The organism is Povalibacter sp., from assembly GCF_036735925.1.
Lineage (GTDB): Bacteria > Pseudomonadota > Gammaproteobacteria > Steroidobacterales > Steroidobacteraceae > Steroidobacter.
In genome coordinates this window covers 15,014-31,735 of sequence record NZ_DAINNK010000006.1, presented here as the reverse complement: position 1 = coordinate 31,735, position 16,722 = coordinate 15,014, and the positions used below count along the sequence as shown (strand labels likewise).

At 65.2% G+C, this 16,722-nt stretch carries 15 protein-coding genes and 1 tRNA gene; 2 read left to right on the top strand and 14 right to left on the bottom strand.

Features of this window, described 5'->3' with window-relative positions; all coding sequences use genetic code 11:
- The 8 genes from V7D81_RS03550 to V7D81_RS03515 all read right to left on the bottom strand — a co-directional run.
- Nucleotides 1-1,152: aromatic ring-hydroxylating oxygenase subunit alpha (locus tag V7D81_RS03550; protein ID WP_324314531.1), on the bottom strand; the 1,152-nt coding region annotated here is incomplete at its 3' end.
- A 40-nt stretch (nucleotides 1,153-1,192) separates the two neighbouring features.
- Nucleotides 1,193-3,016, bottom strand: coding sequence for a flavin-containing monooxygenase (locus V7D81_RS03545; RefSeq protein WP_324314530.1), 1,824 nt, complete (start codon nucleotides 3,014-3,016; stop codon nucleotides 1,193-1,195).
- Nucleotides 3,017-3,272: 256 nt separating this feature from the next.
- A complete protein-coding gene (locus V7D81_RS03540; protein WP_324314529.1) occupies nucleotides 3,273-4,202 on the bottom strand; it encodes an SDR family NAD(P)-dependent oxidoreductase in 930 nt (309 codons plus the stop codon).
- A gap of 57 nt (nucleotides 4,203-4,259) precedes the next feature.
- Nucleotides 4,260-5,522, bottom strand: a complete 1,263-nt coding sequence (locus V7D81_RS03535) for an MFS transporter (RefSeq protein ID WP_324314528.1) — start codon at nucleotides 5,520-5,522, stop codon at nucleotides 4,260-4,262.
- A gap of 53 nt (nucleotides 5,523-5,575) precedes the next feature.
- The gene (locus tag V7D81_RS03530; RefSeq protein ID WP_324314526.1) at nucleotides 5,576-6,343 is read right to left on the bottom strand and encodes an enoyl-CoA hydratase/isomerase family protein; all 768 of its coding nucleotides are present in this window, start codon (nucleotides 6,341-6,343) and stop codon (nucleotides 5,576-5,578) included.
- Nucleotides 6,343-7,617 (bottom strand): acetyl-CoA hydrolase/transferase family protein, encoded by a 1,275-nt coding sequence (locus tag V7D81_RS03525; protein WP_349257600.1) that lies wholly within the window; start codon nucleotides 7,615-7,617, stop codon nucleotides 6,343-6,345. Before V7D81_RS03525 ends, V7D81_RS03530 begins: the two co-directional genes overlap by 1 nt.
- The gene (locus V7D81_RS03520) at nucleotides 7,614-8,495 is read right to left on the bottom strand and encodes an HpcH/HpaI aldolase/citrate lyase family protein (protein WP_324314523.1); all 882 of its coding nucleotides are present in this window, start codon (nucleotides 8,493-8,495) and stop codon (nucleotides 7,614-7,616) included. Before V7D81_RS03520 ends, V7D81_RS03525 begins: the two co-directional genes overlap by 4 nt.
- Nucleotides 8,496-8,520: 25 nt before the next feature.
- Entirely contained in the window at nucleotides 8,521-9,687 is a 1,167-nt protein-coding gene (locus V7D81_RS03515; RefSeq protein WP_324314521.1) for an acyl-CoA dehydrogenase family protein, read from the bottom strand.
- Nucleotides 9,688-9,833: 146 nt separating this feature from the next.
- On the opposite strand from V7D81_RS03515, the gene V7D81_RS03510 reads away from it, so the two are divergent.
- Both V7D81_RS03510 and V7D81_RS03505 read left to right on the top strand, forming a co-directional pair.
- Entirely contained in the window at nucleotides 9,834-11,003 is a 1,170-nt protein-coding gene (locus tag V7D81_RS03510; protein WP_324314520.1) for a CaiB/BaiF CoA transferase family protein, read from the top strand.
- A gap of 91 nt (nucleotides 11,004-11,094) precedes the next feature.
- A complete protein-coding gene (locus tag V7D81_RS03505; protein WP_324314519.1) occupies nucleotides 11,095-12,342 on the top strand; it encodes an MFS transporter in 1,248 nt (415 codons plus the stop codon).
- A 129-nt stretch (nucleotides 12,343-12,471) separates the two neighbouring features.
- Here the strand turns inward: V7D81_RS03505 and V7D81_RS03500 are convergent, their stop codons facing one another.
- The 6 genes from V7D81_RS03500 to V7D81_RS03475 all read right to left on the bottom strand — a co-directional run bounded on the left by V7D81_RS03500 (nucleotide 12,472) and on the right by V7D81_RS03475 (nucleotide 16,582).
- Nucleotides 12,472-13,296, bottom strand: a complete 825-nt coding sequence (locus V7D81_RS03500) for an IclR family transcriptional regulator (protein ID WP_324314517.1) — start codon at nucleotides 13,294-13,296, stop codon at nucleotides 12,472-12,474.
- Between the two features lie 24 nt (nucleotides 13,297-13,320).
- Nucleotides 13,321-14,286, bottom strand: coding sequence for an LLM class flavin-dependent oxidoreductase (locus V7D81_RS03495; RefSeq protein ID WP_324314515.1), 966 nt, complete (start codon nucleotides 14,284-14,286; stop codon nucleotides 13,321-13,323).
- A 271-nt stretch (nucleotides 14,287-14,557) separates the two neighbouring features.
- Nucleotides 14,558-15,361, bottom strand: a complete 804-nt coding sequence (locus V7D81_RS03490; protein WP_324314513.1) for an enoyl-CoA hydratase/isomerase family protein — start codon at nucleotides 15,359-15,361, stop codon at nucleotides 14,558-14,560.
- A gap of 51 nt (nucleotides 15,362-15,412) precedes the next feature.
- A tRNA-Thr gene (locus V7D81_RS03485) sits at nucleotides 15,413-15,488 on the bottom strand.
- 64 nt (nucleotides 15,489-15,552) lie between these two features.
- Nucleotides 15,553-16,284: an SPOR domain-containing protein gene (locus V7D81_RS03480; RefSeq protein WP_324314511.1), complete on the bottom strand. Its 732-nt coding sequence runs from the start codon at nucleotides 16,282-16,284 to the stop codon at nucleotides 15,553-15,555.
- Between the two features lie 16 nt (nucleotides 16,285-16,300).
- A complete protein-coding gene (locus V7D81_RS03475) occupies nucleotides 16,301-16,582 on the bottom strand; it encodes a hypothetical protein (RefSeq protein WP_324314509.1) in 282 nt (93 codons plus the stop codon).
- Between the last annotated feature and the right edge of the window lie 140 nt (nucleotides 16,583-16,722).

Below are 16,722 nucleotides of genomic sequence, written 5' to 3'. Positions count from 1 at the left end.
CTTGAACGTCACTTCGTCGAGGTCGGCGTCGAGGATCGACCACCACCAGATCTCAGTGGTGTTGGGGCCCTTCGGCATGCGCAGGCAGACCTGGCTGGCCTGGGTGATCCACATGTTCGGGAAGATGTGCCAGGCCAGACCCGCTTCCGCCATGTTCTCCGCGCTGATGGTCGGCCAGATGACGCCGCGCTTCGCATCGTCGGCGCGCGCCGCGGCCAGCCAGTGCTTGATGACGTCCTGCGGCGAAGTGCCTTCGGGCAGTTCGTCGACGAGACGCTTCGCGGCATTGACCAGCGTTTCGGTCGAGGCTGCGTAGTTCACCGTCTCGTAGTTTTCTCGCGCGAGCTCATAAGTGGAGACGCGCGGATCGGCGCCGGCGCCCACGCGCGTCACGGAGCTGCTCTCGCTCATCTTCATTTTCTTGTCGCGTTCGTCGAAGCCGCTGACGCCGTGCAGGCCATAGGCTTTCGAATACGCATAGAACTGGCCGTACTTGAGCAGCTGCGTGTGCGTGCCGGCGACGTGATACGGCTCCATGAAGGCTTCGAGCGCCGTCTTCCAGTTGGCGGGATAGACCACCCACTGGCGCCACTTGTAACGCATCTTCTCGAACTGGAACGCATCGAGAATGCCCGCGGCCGGTTCCAGGAATTCGCGCAGCGAGCCGCAGTCCGGATCCATGTTGATGAAGACCCAGCCGCCCCAGGTGTCGACCTTCACTTCGGACAGCTTCGTGTGTTCGTCGGTCAGCGCGTCCTTCCAGTCCTGCTTGTCGAGGATGTGGACGTTCCTTCCGTCGAGATCGAAGGCCCAGCCGTGGAAGGCGCAGACGAAGCGGCTCTTGTGTCCGCACGCATGAATCTGATTCGGTGCGGTGCTGATCAGGCGACGGCCGCGATGCGGACACACATTGTGGAAGGCCTTGAGTCTGTCCGTCGCCGTGCGCACGACGATGATGGAGTCATCGCCGATCTCGTACGTGAGAAAGCTGCCGACGTCGGGCAGTTCTTCGAGCCGGCCAGCCATCTGCCACACGCGCGGCCAGAGTTTTTCGGCTTCGAGCCTGGCGTAGTCGCGCGACAGGAAGGCCTCGGTGCCATACGTCACCGCATCGTTCAGATCTTCAACGCTGACATTGACCCATGTATCCACGACGTCCCCCTCCACACCAATAAACGCAGCCCGACCCCGTCTATGACTTGAGAACGAGGCCCTCCATGTCGCCCTTCTCGCGCCATTCGCGCACCATTTTCTGGAACGCATCCCAGCCCGGACCCCAGCCGCGGAACAGCGCCCACTTCGGCCTGCTCTCGCCTTCGTTGTTGAAATAGCCCGGCGGACACGAACCCTGGAACTCGGAGAGATCGATCTCCAGTTCGCGGAAACGTTTGACGTAGGCGTCCTGCGCCTCCTTGCTCGGCTCGACCACGGTGGCGCCGCGCTTCAGCGCTTCGCCGATGATGTAGGCGATGTGATGGCCCTGCTCGCCGAACTGTTCGGTGACGGAGGCATTCAGGCCGCCCTGGATGTAGCCGACGTAGAACTGGTTCGGGAAGTCGTGGGTCATGGTGCCGTGCAGCGTCTCGTAGCCATCCGCCCAGTGTTCGTAGATGGACCTGCCGCCGCGGCCCGCGACCACGTCGATGCCCCAGCGGCGATCGAGATCGCTGGTCACTTCGAAACCGCTGGCGAAGATGATGCAGTCGACTTCGTATTCCCTGCCGTTGGCGATGAAGCCCTTTTCCGTCAGCTTCTGCAGACCCTTGGTTTCGGACACGTCGATCAGATCGACGTTGGAGCGATTGAAGGTCGGATAGAACTCGTCGCTCGACAGCGGACGCTTGCAGAGAAAGCGGTAGTAAGGCTTCAGCGCCTCGGCCGCCTCCTCGTCCTTCACGATCGCCGCGACGCGCTGGCGCAGGCGCTCCATCACGCGATAGTCGATCACTTCGCGACGCGCCACGAACTCGGCAGGCGTGAGCTGCGGCCAGCCTTCGGCTTCGAGTTCGGCGGCGAGATTGCGCGTGATCTCGGTCCAGATGTCGCAGATCAGATCGGCCTCGCCCGGCGCGAGGAATTCCATCGCGGCGCGATGGAAATTCGCCTGGCGCTGTTTCTGCCAGCCCGGCTGCAGCGACGTTGCCCATGCAGGATCGGTCGGCGGATTCGGACGCTCGTCGACGCTGGAGGGCGTGCGCTGCACCACGTACAGATGCTTCGCATGCTTGCCGAGGTACGGCACGGCCTGGATCGCCGTCGCGCCGGTGCCGACGATGGCGACGCGCTTGTCGCCGAGCTTGTCCAGCACGGGCTCGCGATAGCTGCCGCCGGTGTAGTCGTAGTCCCAGCGCGCGGTGTGGAAGATCTTGCCCTTGAACTGGTCGAGGCCTGCGATGCCCGGCAGCTTCGGCATGTTGAGCACGCCGCAGGCCATGATCACGAAGCGCGCGCGGATGTCGTCGCCGCGATGGGTGCCGACGTGCCAGCGATCGAGCTGCTCGTCCCAGCGCAGCGAATGGATGTGGGTGTGGAACAGCGCCTTGTCGGCGAAGCCGAACTTCGCGGCGATCGAGCGCGCGTATTCGTAGATCTCCCAGCCGTCGGCGAATTTCTTCGACGGCATGAAGCCCATTTCCTCGAGCAGCGGCAGGTAGCAGTACGACTCGTTGTCGCACTGGATGCCGGGATAGCGGTTCCAGTACCACACGCCGCCGAAATCGCCCGCGGTGTCGACGTTGCGGAAGCGGGTCACGCCGGCCTGCGTCAGATGGTAGGCAGCCATGATGCCGCCCCATCCCGCGCCCAGAATGACCACGTCGAGGTCTTCGGAAATCGGCGCGCGCGGCTCGACCGGCGTGTGCGGATCGGCCGCGTAGTTCGCGGCGACGTCGCCGGCAGGCCGGAAATACTGCGTCTGGCCATCCTTCCTGAGACGCCTTTCCCGCTCCAGACGATACTTTTCGCGCAGCGAAGGAATATCGACATCAACCGGCGTCTGCGTCGGCGCGCACTTCATGAAGGAGAATCCCCCGCCCACTTTAGTCAACGACAGTGTTGATTATAAGCAAACGGACCGGCAACGCGAGTGCCGCATGTCCTGCGACGCAACATGCGCTTTCTGCCGGCGCTGAGGCGCGGCAACTGCTTGAATTTCCTGCGGTGCGCGGCCGCCTGCGCGGGCCGCCGCGCGTCGAGTCACAGACTGCGCGCCGCCTGGTGCGGCCCGGTATTTCATCAGTGCAATGGCGCGTTGACGGTCGCGCCGTTTCCGGTCACGACTTCGACTTCACCTGCCCGGCAGTCGCCATCGCGAAGCTGCGGCGGATGTGATCGACGTGACCGGACGGCACCACCGGCAGGATCCACGGCGAGTTCGCATCGCGGATGGCATCGATCTTTTCCCCCACCTGCTCGATGGTCCACGACGGCTGATACACGCCTTCGCTCTCGCCGATGAATGCGCGGGCGATGCGACCGGCGATGGACACGAACATCTCGCCCGTGACCGAACAGGATTCGTGCGACAGCCACCCGACGACGGGCGCCACCCGTTCCGGCCCCATCGGCGGGAACTGCGACGTATCGATGCCCTCGGCCATGCGCGTCACCGCGCCGGGCACGATGACGTTGCAGCGGACGCCTTGCGCCGCGCCTTCCAGTGCCGCCACGTTGCACAGGCCGATGATGCCGGCCTTGGAGACGCCATAGTTGGCGACACGGTGATTGCCGTACAGACCGCCGATCGACGAGGTCAGCACGATGCGGCCGTAACCGGCGCTGCACATGAGCGGGAACGCGGGACGCACGACATGGAATGCGCCGCGCAGATGCACGCTCAGCACCGACTCGAAGTCTTCGTACGAGAGTTCCTTGAGCGAGCCGTAGCGAACGTTGCCGGCGTTGTGGATGAGGATGTCGATGCGGCCGTAGCGGTCCATCGCCGCCTGCACGATCGCCTTGCCGCCCGCGGGCGTCGCGACGGACTCCGTGCAAGCCACGGCCTCGCCGCCGGCCGCCCCGATCTCGTCGACGACTGCCTGCGCCGGGCCGGCATCGACGCCGTCGCCCTGCAGACTGCCGCCCGGATCGTTGACGACGACCTTCGCGCCCTTCGAGGCGAGCAGCAATGCGTACGCGCGTCCGAGTCCGCGGCCCGCGCCGGTGATCACTGCAACGCGATCGTCGAATCGAAGTTCAGTCATTGGTCTCTCTCCTACCCCCTCCTCCGCGCAGCGGGGGAGGGTTGGGGTGGGGGCGAATCAGTCGGCGCTCGATGCGCTCAGTACTCCCGATCGATGCTCAGGCAGCCGCGGCGATCCCAGCGTGAATACCGCGATTGCACTGAGGAACATCAGAACGATCGTCGCCATCAGAAACGGCGAATAACCGCCCGAACGATCGAACACCGCACCGGCCACGAGCGGACCGAAAGCCGTACCGCCCGCCAGCGCCATCTGCAGCACGCCATACAGCGCACCGAAACTCTTCAGCCCGAAATGCTTCGCCGCGAGATAGGCGATGACGTCGACTTCGGAACCGACCGTGAGTCCGAACACGGCGGCCGCCGCGGCCTGACTCACCGGACTCGCACCGCTGGTCAGCAGCAGCACACAGCCGGCGATCGGAATCAGGAAGGCGCAGGTGCCGACGACATGACTGGGAAAGCGATCGAGCAGCAGGCCTGTGCCGAGCCGGCCGATGATGGAGAAGATGCCGATCAGCGATGCGATGCCGGCAGCCGACAGCGGCGTCGCCCCGCTGTCGGTCAGGATGGGCACGAAGTGCACGACGATGCCGATGATGGTGAAGGCGAACAGCCCCGCCGCCATCAGCAGCTTGTAAAGCGCGGCCGAGCGCAATCCTTCCGCAAGACTCACGCCCGTCAATGCAGGCGCAGACGCCTGCGCCGCGATTTTCTTCTGCGCGCCGTCGCGCGCGCCGCGAAAGAACAGGAACACCAGCGGGAACACGAAGGCGCACCAGAGACTGCCCATCGCCACGAAGGCCGTGCGCCAGCCGTAACCGCCGATCAGCCAGGTCGCGAACACCGGATACAGCGCGGTCGCCACCGAGGCGCCCGACAACGTGAACGCGAAGGCGAGTCCGCGCGAGGCTTCGAAGCGGCTGGCGACGGCACTGGTCCACACCGTCGCCTGGACGCAGAACGTGCCCACGGCGACCACGACCCACAGCGTCAGCCAGTTCCAGAATTCGCCGTTCGCCGTACTCAGCAGCGCGAATGACGCGCACATCGCGGGGATGCCGACCAGTCCCACGCGGCGCGGCCCGATGCGGTCCACCATCATGCCGACGGGAATGCAGCCGGCGGCGCTGATCAGCGCAGCGACAGTGAGTCCCGCCGCCGCCTGTGCCCGCGTCCAGCCGAACTCGCCCTGCAATGCTGCGATGAATGGACCGAGCGCATAGACGTGCAGGACGGAGGTGGCATAGCCGAGCGCACCCGCGACCGGCAGAAACCAGTAGCTGCGCCATTCCGCCGCTGCAGGCTGGGTAGCGACCATCCGTCCCCCTTCGTTGTGGCGGGCTGCCGGGCTCTGGCCAGCAGCCCCCTCTCTTACCGGCTCTTCCACTGCGGGCGCCGCTTCTCGGCGAACGCGCGCGGACCTTCCTGTGCATCCTCGCTGCAGTAGGTCTGCACGGAGGCGTGACGCGCGGCCTGCAATGCCGCGGAGCGGCCCATCTCCGTCGCCAGCATCACGGTCTCGCGACCGGCCTGGACGGACAACGGCGCGCCTTCGAGAATTTCGCCGGCGAGTTCCAGGGCGACCTGCATCAGCTTCTCCGGCTCCGCGAGTCGATTGACCAGGCCGATCTCGTAGGCGCGCTGCGCGGTGATCGGCTTACCGGTGAGGATGATCTCCATCATGATCCGCTGCGGAATCATGTGGATCAGCGGTGCCGCCCACGGCGAGCTGCGGCCGACCTTCACCTCGGTGATCGCGAATTTCGCTGCCGTGCTCGCGACGCACAGATCGCAGGCCTGCGCGATCATCCAGCCGCCGGCGAAAGCCACGCCGTTGACGGCGGCGATCGTCGGCTTGGTCAGCTCGATGTTGTCGCCCGGCACCGGGAACATGTCGCGCGGCGGCACCTGCAGATTGCGCTCCACCATTTCCTTGAGATCGCCGCCGGCGCAGAACGCCTTGTCGCCGCTGCCCGTGAGAATCGCGACCCGCAGGTTCGCATCGCGCTCGAAGCGGTCCCACGCGGCGAAGAGTCCGTCGCGAATGTCCTTGCCGAGTGCATTGCGCTGCTCGGGACGATTCAGGGTGATGATGGCGATGCCATCGGCACGGGCTTCGAACAGGACGGCGTCGCTCATCAGAAACCTCTGCGCTGGATGGCGTGTGCCGCCTTGTCCAGTTCTTCACGAAAATCGGGATGGGCAATGGAGATCAGGCGACGCGTGCGTTCCGCCAGCGTCTGGCCTTTCAGCTCGGCGGCGCCGAATTCGGTGACGATGACGTCGACGTCGGTACGCGCCGTGGTGACCGGGCCGGAAAGTGCCGGCGTGATGCGGCTGATCCTGCCGCTCTTCGCCGTGGCCGGCAGCGCGATGATGGAATGGCCGCCGCGCGAACGCATGCCGGCGCGCACGTAATCCACCTGCCCGCCGGTGCCGCCCACATAGACATCGCCGGTCTGTTCGGCATTCACCTGTCCGGTCAGATCGACTTCGATGGCGGAGTTGATGGTGACGAGCCGCGCAAGCTGCGCGAGCGTCGCCTCGGCATGCGTGTACGAGGACGCACGCATGCCGATCTTCGGATTGCGGTTGGCGAAGTCGTACAGTCGCTTCGTACCGATCAGTGCGCCGGTGATGGACACACCTGCATCGATGGCCTTGCGCGCATTCGTGATCACGCCCTTCTCGACCAGATCGACGAGGCCATCGCCGATCATGCCCGAATGCACGCCGAGATCGCGCCGGTCGTGCAGCAGACGCAGGATCGCATCCGGCGTCGCGCCGACGCCGACCTGGATCACCGAACCGTCTTCGATATACGGGGCCACGTGCTGCGCGATCGCGAGATCGGTTTCTCCGATCTTCGCCGGCGGCACCTCCACCGGCGTGCGCGAGACGTGCACGGCACAGTCGATGCGCGCAGCGGGCAGCACGTGATCGCCGTGCGTGAACGGCACCTGCTCGTTGACCTCCGCGATCACGATCCGCGCTTTCTTCACGGCCGCATCGACGAAATCGCTGATGAGGCCGAAGCTGTGATTGCCGTCGGCATCGGGCGGACTCACCTGCACGAACGCGACATCGCAGCCGATGACGCCGGTTTCGATCATCGGCGCGACCTGGCTGACGTGGCACGGAATCACGCCGAGCTTGCCCGCGGCCGTGAGCGTACGCAGCGCACCGATGGCGCCCATGCTCGACAGCTGGAACTTGCTTGCTGCGTCCGGCGTGAGCATCCCGGAAAAACTCGTCGCCGCGAACGCCGACAGATCGCCGATGCTCTCCGCCTGCGCGATCAATGCTTCGATCAGCGTCGTCGGCTCGCCGCACGCCTGTCCCCAGACGATGCGATCGCCGCGGCGCAGGAACCGGCCGAGATCGAGACCTGCGGCATCGGTCGCCATCGTCATTTGCGATTCACGAGCGCGAGCAGCGCCTGTGCCCGCACGAGATGCGGGCGGTCCAGCATCGCGCCCTTGTGACCGATCGTGCCCGCGCCCGGATTCGCGGCGAACACATCGACGATCTCCTGTGCGTGCGCGATCTCCTCGGCGCTCGGCGAGAAGCATTCGTTGATCACATCGACCTGCGCCGGATGGATCGCGAGCATGCCGCGCCAGCCGGCGCGACGCATGGCGGTGGCGCGTCTGCGCAGTCCCGCTTCGTCCTTGAAATCGCCGTGAATGGTTTCGATGGCGGCAATGCCTGCAGCGGCGGAGCCGACGAGGCAGAGGCTGCGCGCGAGTTCGTAAGTGAAGTCATATCCGCCGCAGTCGCCGCGGTTGTCGCTGGCGCCGAGCGCGGTGGCGAGATCTTCCGCGCCCCACGACATCGCCACGACACGCGGCAGACCGGCGTAGCTGCCGATCGCCAGCATGCTCGACGGTTCTTCGGTCGCGAGCAGCATGACCTTCGTCGAGCCGGCCTCGAGACCGAACGCGGCTTCGAACGCACTGAGATAGTGATCGAGCAGTTCCGCATCGGCACGACCGCGCGGCTTCGGAAACATGATACCGGCCGGCGCGCCGGGCATGACGGCGGCGAGATCGGCGAGTGCATGCGGCCCCTGGATCGGATTGATGCGCACCCACAGGCGCGCGCGATGCTGAGCATTGGCTTTCAGGAAATTCGCGACCAGCGTGCGCGCCTTCGGCTTCTCCGCTTCGGCCACCGCGTCTTCGAGATCGAAGATCACGACGTCCGCACTGCTCGCGGTCGCCTTCTCCATCTTGCGTTCGCTGTCGCCCGGTGCGAACAGCCACGAGCGCGCGTTGAAAACCGTTGCCATCAATGATCCTCGACGAAGGCGATCTTCAGTAGGACTTCGGGAGTTCCAGAACTTTCTCGGCGAGGAAGTTCAGGATCATGTGCGGACTCACCGGCGCCGTTCTCGGAATGAGCACTTCGCGCAGCAGGCGCTCGACATGATACTCCTGCGCATAACCCATGCCGCCGAGCGTCAGCATCGCCGTGTGACAAGCCTCGAAGCCGAACTCTCCGGCGAGATACTTGCCCGCGTTCGCTTCGACGCCGCAGTCTTTTCCCTTATCGAACAGCGTGGCCGCCTTCATCACCATCAGGTTCGCCGCTTCGAGCTGCGCCCAGCATTTGGCGAGCGGATGCTGGATGCCCTGGTTCTGGCCGATGGGCCGGTTGAAGACGATGCGCTCGCGTGCGTAGCGCGCGGCGCGCGCGATTGCAGCGCGACCGATGCCCACGGCTTCAGCGGCGACGAGTACGCGCTCCGGATTCAAGCCGTGCAGCAGGATCCTGAAGCCCTCGCCTTCGGCGCCGATGCGATCCGACTCGGGCACGAACAGATCCTGGATGAACAGCATGTTCGAATCGACGGCGTGCCGGCCCATCTTGTGGATCAGGCGCACGTCGATCTTCGCGCGATCGAGATCGGTGTAGAACAGCGACAGCCCTTCGGTCTTGCGCTTCACCTGATCGAGCGGCGTGGTGCGCGCGATCAGCAGCATCTTGTTCGCCACCTGCGCGGTGGAGATCCAGATCTTCTCGCCGTTGACCAGATAACCGCCGTCGCGTTTCTCGGCGCGCGTCTTGAGTTCGGTGGTGTTGAGACCGACGTTGGGTTCGGTCACGGCGAAGCAGACCTTGTCTTCGCCGCGCACCACCGGCGGCAGCATGCGCTGCTTCTGTTCCTGCGTGCCGAACAGCACCACGGGCTGCAGACCGAAGACCGGAAGATGGATCGCCGACGCGCCGCTCATGCCGGCGCCCGACTCGGCCACCGCCTGCATCATCACGGCCGCTTCGGTGATGCCGAGGCCGGCGCCGCCGTACTCGGCCGGCATCGCAATGCCCAGCCAGCCGGCATCCACCATCGAGCGGAAGAAATCCTCGGGGAATACGCCTTCCCGGTCCTTTTCCAGCCAGTAGTCCTCCGTGAACTGGCTGCAGTGCTTCAGGACGGCTTCGCGGATGTTCTGCTGATCGGCGGTGAGTTCGAGGTCCATGATTTACAACCAGAAACTACAGGATTGAACCACCACGGCCCATGAGGCAGGCGGGACAGAATGGACGGATATTAGCTCAACAGTCTGGAATCCGTACGCCAAGGCAGGGAGAATCGTCGCGCTCCCACCCCAATGAGGATTCGCGCATGCCCAGCCCCGCCAAGGGCACCGGCCCGCTGGCCGGCGTAACCGTGATCGACCTGACCGCCATGGTCATGGGTCCGTACTGCACGCAGCTCATGGCCGACATGGGCGCGAACGTGATCAAGGTCGAACCGCCCGAAGGCGACAACACGCGCAACATCTCCGTCGGCCCCGTTCCGGGCATGGCCGGCGTGTTCGTGAACGTGAATCGCGGCAAGCGCAGCATCGTGCTGGATCTGCGATCGGATGAAGGCAAGGCCACGCTGCGTGCGCTCATTGCGAAGGCGGACGTGTTCGTTCATTCGATGCGCGCCAAGGCGATCGCGAAGCTGGGCTTCAGCTACCCGGATGTCGCGGCGATCAATCCCGGCATCGTCTACACGAACTGCTATGGCTACGGCCGCCGCGGTCCCGACAGGGATCTCACCGCGTACGACGATACGATCCAGGCCGAGTGCGGCCTGCCCGCCGTGCAGCAGATGCTGACGGGCGAAGCGAGCTTCGTCGGCACCATCGTGGCCGACAAGGTCGCGGGCATGACGGCTCTCTATGCAACCACCATGGCGCTGTTCCATCGCGCGCGTACCGGTGAAGGCCAGGAAGTGGAAGTCGGCATGTTCGAAACCATGGCGGCCTTCATGCTGGTCGAACACGCCAACGGCGCGATGTTCAGTCCGCCGCTCGGCCCGGCGATCTATCCGCGCACCGTGGCGCCCAACCGCAAGCCGTATCGCACGAAGGACAGTTACGTCGCGGCGCTGGTCTACAACGACAAGCAATGGTCGGCGTTCATGGCGGCAGTGAAACCGCGGTGGGCGAGCGATGCGTTTGCGACGCTGAAGCAGCGTGCGCAGCAGATCGACACCGTGTATTCGCTGCTTGCGGAAACTTTTGCCGAACGCACGACGCAGGAATGGCTCGATCTGCTGCGCTCGCTCGACATTCCGGCCGCGCCGCTGCGCACGCCGGAGGAGCTGTTCGACAATCCGCATCTCAATGCGGTGGGATTGTTCGAGACGGTGGCGACGAAGCACGGACCGGTGCGATTCCCCGGCGTGCCGACGTGGTTCTCGCGTACGCCGGGGCACGTTGCCGGTCCGGCGCCGGAGCTTGGCGAGAACACGCAGGAAATACTGGAAGAATTCGCTCTTCCTGCAGGTCAGGGTCTGTAGGTCAGGCTTGTAGGTCAGGCTTTAGCCTGACTCCTTTAAAAAAGGCCGGCTGAAGCCGGCCCCACACAAGAGACACGAAAGGGGGATGACGATGGCGGGCAACAAGGCGGCCACCGAGTGGCGCAACTTCTGGTTTCTGCCCGTGGCGGCGGCGCTCGGTTATTCGATCGGCGTGCTGCACACGTATTCGCTCGGCCCCTTCATGCAACCGCTGCAGGAAGCGTTCGGCTGGAGCCGCGGACAGATTTCCTTGGGGATCACCATCGCCGGCGTCGGCACGGCGCTCTTCGGCGTGCCGGTCGGCATGCTGATCGATCGACTCGGGCCGCGCATCGTCGGTCTCATCGGCGCCATCACCATGTCGGCCTCGGTCGCGCTTCTCGGCACGGCGACCGGCGACAAGGCGAACTGGGCGCTGCTGTGGTGCGTGGTTGCGCTCGGATCGGTCTGTGTTCACGCCACGGTGTGGACCGCCGCCGTCGCAACGCGCTTCGAGGCTTCGCGCGGGCTCGCCTTCGCGGTCACGCTCTCGGGCGCTTCGATCGGTGCAACCGCTTTTCCGCTGCTCGCCACCTGGCTGATCGGCAGCTTTGGCTGGCGCACCGCCTTCGCGGCGCTGCCGGCGATCTGGGTGGCGATCGTTCTGCCGCTGCTGCTGATTTTCTTCCGGGGCGCCAATGACGGCACGCGTCAGCAGCGCGCCGCGGCAACGCTGGCAGTCAACACTCTGCCGGGCGTGACGTTTGCGGAAGGACTGCGTTCGCCCGCGTACTACAAGCTGCTGCTGGCCGGCGGCTTCTTCGCGTTCACGGCCATCGGTATCACCGTGCATTTCGTGCCGATCCTGACCGACGCCGGCGCAGAGCGCATGACTGCCGCCAGCATCGCCGGACTCATCGGCATCTTTTCCATCGTGGGCCGGCTGGGCACCGGCTTCCTGCTGGACCGGTTTCCGGGCCATGTCGTCGGCGCCGGCTGTTTCGTGCTGCCGATCATTGCGGCCGCGCTGCTGTTGTTCGATGGCGCGAATCCGATGAGCCAGTCCGCTGCCGCCGCGATCTTCGGTCTGACGGTGGGCGCCGAGATCGATGTGATCGCCTATCTCGCCACCCGCCAGTTCGGACTCAAGAGCTTCGGCAGCCTGTTCGGCGGGATCGTGACGGCGCTGGCGCTCGGCGTGGCGTTCGGTCCGCTCGTTGCCGGACAGACGTTCGATCGCTACGGCAGCTATGGCTCCTTCCTGGTGCTGAACATGATCCTGATGGCGATCAGCAGCGTCGCTCTTGCGACGCTCGGCAGGGGACGGTTCGGTGCTCGGGAACCCGCGTCCCAGGCATGATCGCTCTTGCTGTGGGGCCGGCTTCAGCCGGCCTTCTGAAGATGTCAGCTGTGGGGCCGGCTTCAGCCGGCCATCCGAAGATGTCAGGCTGAAGCCTGACCTACAGAAGAAAGCAGATCGCAGATCAACTCAGCGCTGCGCTCCACCCGGCGCCGGCGTGCGATGACCGAGGCTGCGTGAAACGAGCGTGGCCTCGTCGCGCACCATCCGCAGCAGGTCCGCTGCGCGATCCTTGAACCGCGAACTCGGCGCCGCGACGATCAGTGCGCCGATCGCCTCCCCTGCTGCATCGCGAATCACCGCCGCCGTGCCCGCAACGCCGTCCGCTGCCTGATCGACCGTCTGTGCCGCGCCGCCCTCGCGTGCTGCCGCAACCAGCTCCGTGATCCGTTGCTTGCCGACTTCGGTGCTGCTCGTGAGCTGCGTCGGTTCGAGCCGGTCGAAGTAGCCGGCGAGATCCGCATCCGGCATCGCAGCCAGCAGCACCCGCCCGCCGGACGTACAGTACAGCGGGCGGCGATCTCCCACCGAAACCGCAAAGCGCACGGTGTTGCGGCTTTCGATGACATCGACATACGTCATCGTGTCGCCGCTGCCGTCGCGCACGGCAAACAGGACGGTTTCACCCGAACGCTCCGCGAGCCGCCGCATGCCTTCGCGCACCAGATCCGACGAATGCAGACGCCGCCGCGCTTCCAGCAAGGCGCTGCCGAGACCGAAGGCGCTCGGCCCGAGGCGATAGGTCCCCTCCGAAACGATGACGAAGTCCGCCTCGGCCAGACCGCGCAGCAAGGCGGCGATGCTGCTCTTGGGCGCATTCAGTGCACGGCTGATCTGCGCCAGGCCCATCGGCCCCGGACTCGCGCACAGCGCCTCGAGGATCTGGATGACCCGCGTGACCGACTGCGGCGAGTTGAAACGGCGATCCTCGGTGAGCATCGCGAAATTAGACACCAGAGAGGCAGGCGACAAAAGAGCTCAATGGCCCAGCTCGCGCTTCACGACCGGCATCACGCGCGTGGCAAACAGTCCCAGCGATTCCGGCGTGGCGCGATCGTGGAAAAAGAACGAGAAGTGCGTGATCCCGCGGGCGACCTTCCCCAGGATGTGCTCGATCAGCCGCTCGGGCGTTCCGAGGTAGCCGCCCGCCTCCAGGCCCCAGCCCTCGAAGCCGTAGCGCTTCCTTGCGAACTCGAGCGTGGCGGGCAGCGTCGCTTCGGACTCGGCGATGACGAGCACCGCCTCCTCGCTGATGCGCAGCGTCGCCGGATCGCGGCCGATCCTGTCGCACTCGCGCCGCAGCACGTCGAACTTCTGCTGGAACTCCGCCAGCGAATACGTCGGGCAGTTCCACATGTCGGCGTGGCGCGCCACCAGCGGCAGCGTGAATTTCTCGCCGCCGCCGCCGATGGTGATGCGCGGATAGGGACGCTGCACCGGCCGCAGCGGGCTCGGCGCATCCTTCAGGGTGTAGTACCGGCCCTCGAAGCTCGAGCGTGTCTGCGTGAACATCAGCTTGAGGACCTGCAGCGCTTCTTCGAACTGTTCGGCGCGCTCGCGAAACGATGCGTAGTGCATGCCGTACTCCTCGAACTCGCGCGGATACGAACCCGAGCCGATGCCGAGATCGAGACGGCCGTTGCTGATCACATCGAGCGAGATCGCCATGTGTGCGAGCAACGCGGGATGCCGGAAGGGATTGCAGAGCACGAGATGGCCGAGCCGGATTTTCTGCGTGACCGCGGCGAGCGCGGACACGATCGTCCACGCTTCGAACGCCGGCACGTCGGGCAGGCCCGGCGTATAGAAATGATCGTAGAAGGACACGCAGTCGTAGCCGAGCCGATCGGCCGTCTGCACGCGATGACGTATCTCGTCGAACGAGAATTTGAGTTGCGGAAGATAGACGCCGAACTCGATCGGCGGGCGGGCGGTTGCGGTCATGACGTCCTCGGATCGCGTTCGCCGTATTGAACGCCCGGGAATGCGTCTGTGACTGCAATCGATCTTGATTCAGGACGACACCGGGCCGGACAGGCCGGACTGGCGAAGATCCATCGCGACGTGCGCGCGTGCCAGAGCCATGAAGGTACGTCGGACATTCAGCGCATGGTGATTGCGCGGTTACTCTGAGCTTCTTCCTGTGGGGCCGGCTTCAGCCGGCCTCTGAGGAGTCAGGCTAAAGCCTGACCTACAGCCTGACCTACAGCCTGACCTACAGCGCGCCGAACTTCGGCTTGCGCTTTTCCTGCAGCGCCTTGACGCCTTCGCGGTGATCGGCCGTGCGCGCCGACACGGCTTCATACGCGACGCCGGCATCCATCACTGCCGTGGCGATGCGCTTCAGTTCCATGTTCGTGAGGATCTTGGTCCAGCGAATGGCCTGGGTGGCGCCCTGCAGCAGTCGATCGCAGAAGGCGTCGACCGTCGCATCGAGTTCGGCCGCCGGCACGCAGCGATTCACGAGGCCGATCTCTTCGGCTTTCTTCGCCGTCACCAGTTCACCGGTCAGCAGGAATTCCTTGGCGCGACCGAGCCCGATGCGCTGCGCCCAGATCACGGCGCCGCCATCGCCAGCCACCAGTCCCAGCGCGACGTGCGGATCGCCGATCTTCGCGTGCTCCGCGGCAAAGATCACATCCGAAAACAGCGCGAGCGTTGCGCCCAGTCCGACGGCGTGTCCGTTCAGGCGGCACACCAGCGGCTTGTCCAGATCGAGCATCGCGAACACGATGCGCTTGGCGACCCGCACTTCGTGATCGAACAGATGCGGGTTCGCGGCGTTGTGTGCGAGATGATCGAGATCGCCGCCGGCGGAAAATGCGCGGCCGGCGCCCGTCAGCACGATCACGTCGGAATGAGGATCGGTCGCGGCATACACGAATACATCCGCCAGTTCCTCGTGCAACTGCAGATTCACGGCATTCATCGCGTCGGGGCGATTGAGCGTGATCGTGAGCTGCCTGCCCTTGCGGGTCAGAAGAATGGTTTCGTAGCTGCGAACGGGTTCGGCGGTCATGGGCGGGAATCCGGGGACGAAAAGGGCAGTCCGAAGACTGCCCTGATTTGTTGGTGCCGCTTGTCTGACTCGAACAGACGACCTACCGCTTACAAGGCGGTTGCTCTACCAACTGAGCTAAAGCGGCAAGTGTCGATGCACCGGCGGGGGCGATTGTAGCCGCTGCCCGAAGCTGAATCACGCCTCGATCCTCAGCCATTCCCCGAACCGGCGGGGCAGGCCCGCAGTTCCAGGCGGGTGATCTTGCCGGGGTCTGTCTGGAAAATGCTGGTATCGATCGCCTGCCCGGGCTCCTGCAGATCGGCATCGATCCAGTAGACCGAACCCGCCCGCTTGCGATCGTCGATGCGCGGCTCCAGGCCCAGGACGCGAATCTCCTCCGCCCGGCGCTGCGCACGCTGGTAATCGGAAAACACGCCGAGCGACAGCACGCTCGCAGGCTCGCTGCCGGGCATCAGGTACACATCGGTCACGCCGCTGTCGAGCAGCGACTTGAGCGCCGCCTCCGCCGCTTCGCGCGATTCGAAGTTCTGCACGCTGACCCAGTAGCCGATCCACAGTTCGCCCTGTTCGAGACGCTGGCGCGATTCGAAGCCCGCCGTCTTGAGCGCCGCCTGTGCATGTGCGGCATCGGCCAGATCCTGGAAGGGACCGACGCTGGTGCAGGCGAGTCGATCGGCCACGGCCGTGCGCTCGGGCGTCGGCGCGCTCGCGCCGAGCGGCGCAACGCGCGGCGGCTGCACGGGTTTGACGACCGCGGGTTCGAGCGAATCGGCCGCCTCCTGCGCGAGCACGATGCGCGGCGGCGGCGTCACGTTCGCCGGTGGCCTGCGATCGAGATCGCTCACGCGCACATCGATCAGCTGCGACCAGCTGAGGAAGAGCGCATTCGCGAGAATCATGACGAGACAGAAAGTACGCATGACGGATCAGTGAGATTCAGCGCGCCTTGCCGCCGCTGCCCCAGTACGCAGCGATGTCGGCGATCTCGGCGGGCGTCAGTTCCAGCTTGTTCTTGTGTTTCACTTTGCCGGCGACGATGTCGCGGATCAGGCTTTCGAGCGACGCGGCGCTCTCGCCTTCCCAGTCGTCCGCCTCATGACACTGCACGCACTTCGCATTGGCCGCCGCCTTGCCGGCCGCCACGTCGGCGCCAGCGGCGGTGCCGAGCCACAGCATGCTCGCCGCCATGGTCACCATCCTGCGAACTGTTCCTGGCATGCCGGTTCCTCCTGCGCGGTCGCGATGATACACGACGCTCCGCACGCGCCTTTCGGGTTCTTCTGTAGGTCAGGCTTCAGCCCAATGGCACTGACTTAAGCGATCGGCCCATTCCTTTCACTCTCCAATCTTCTCCGTAG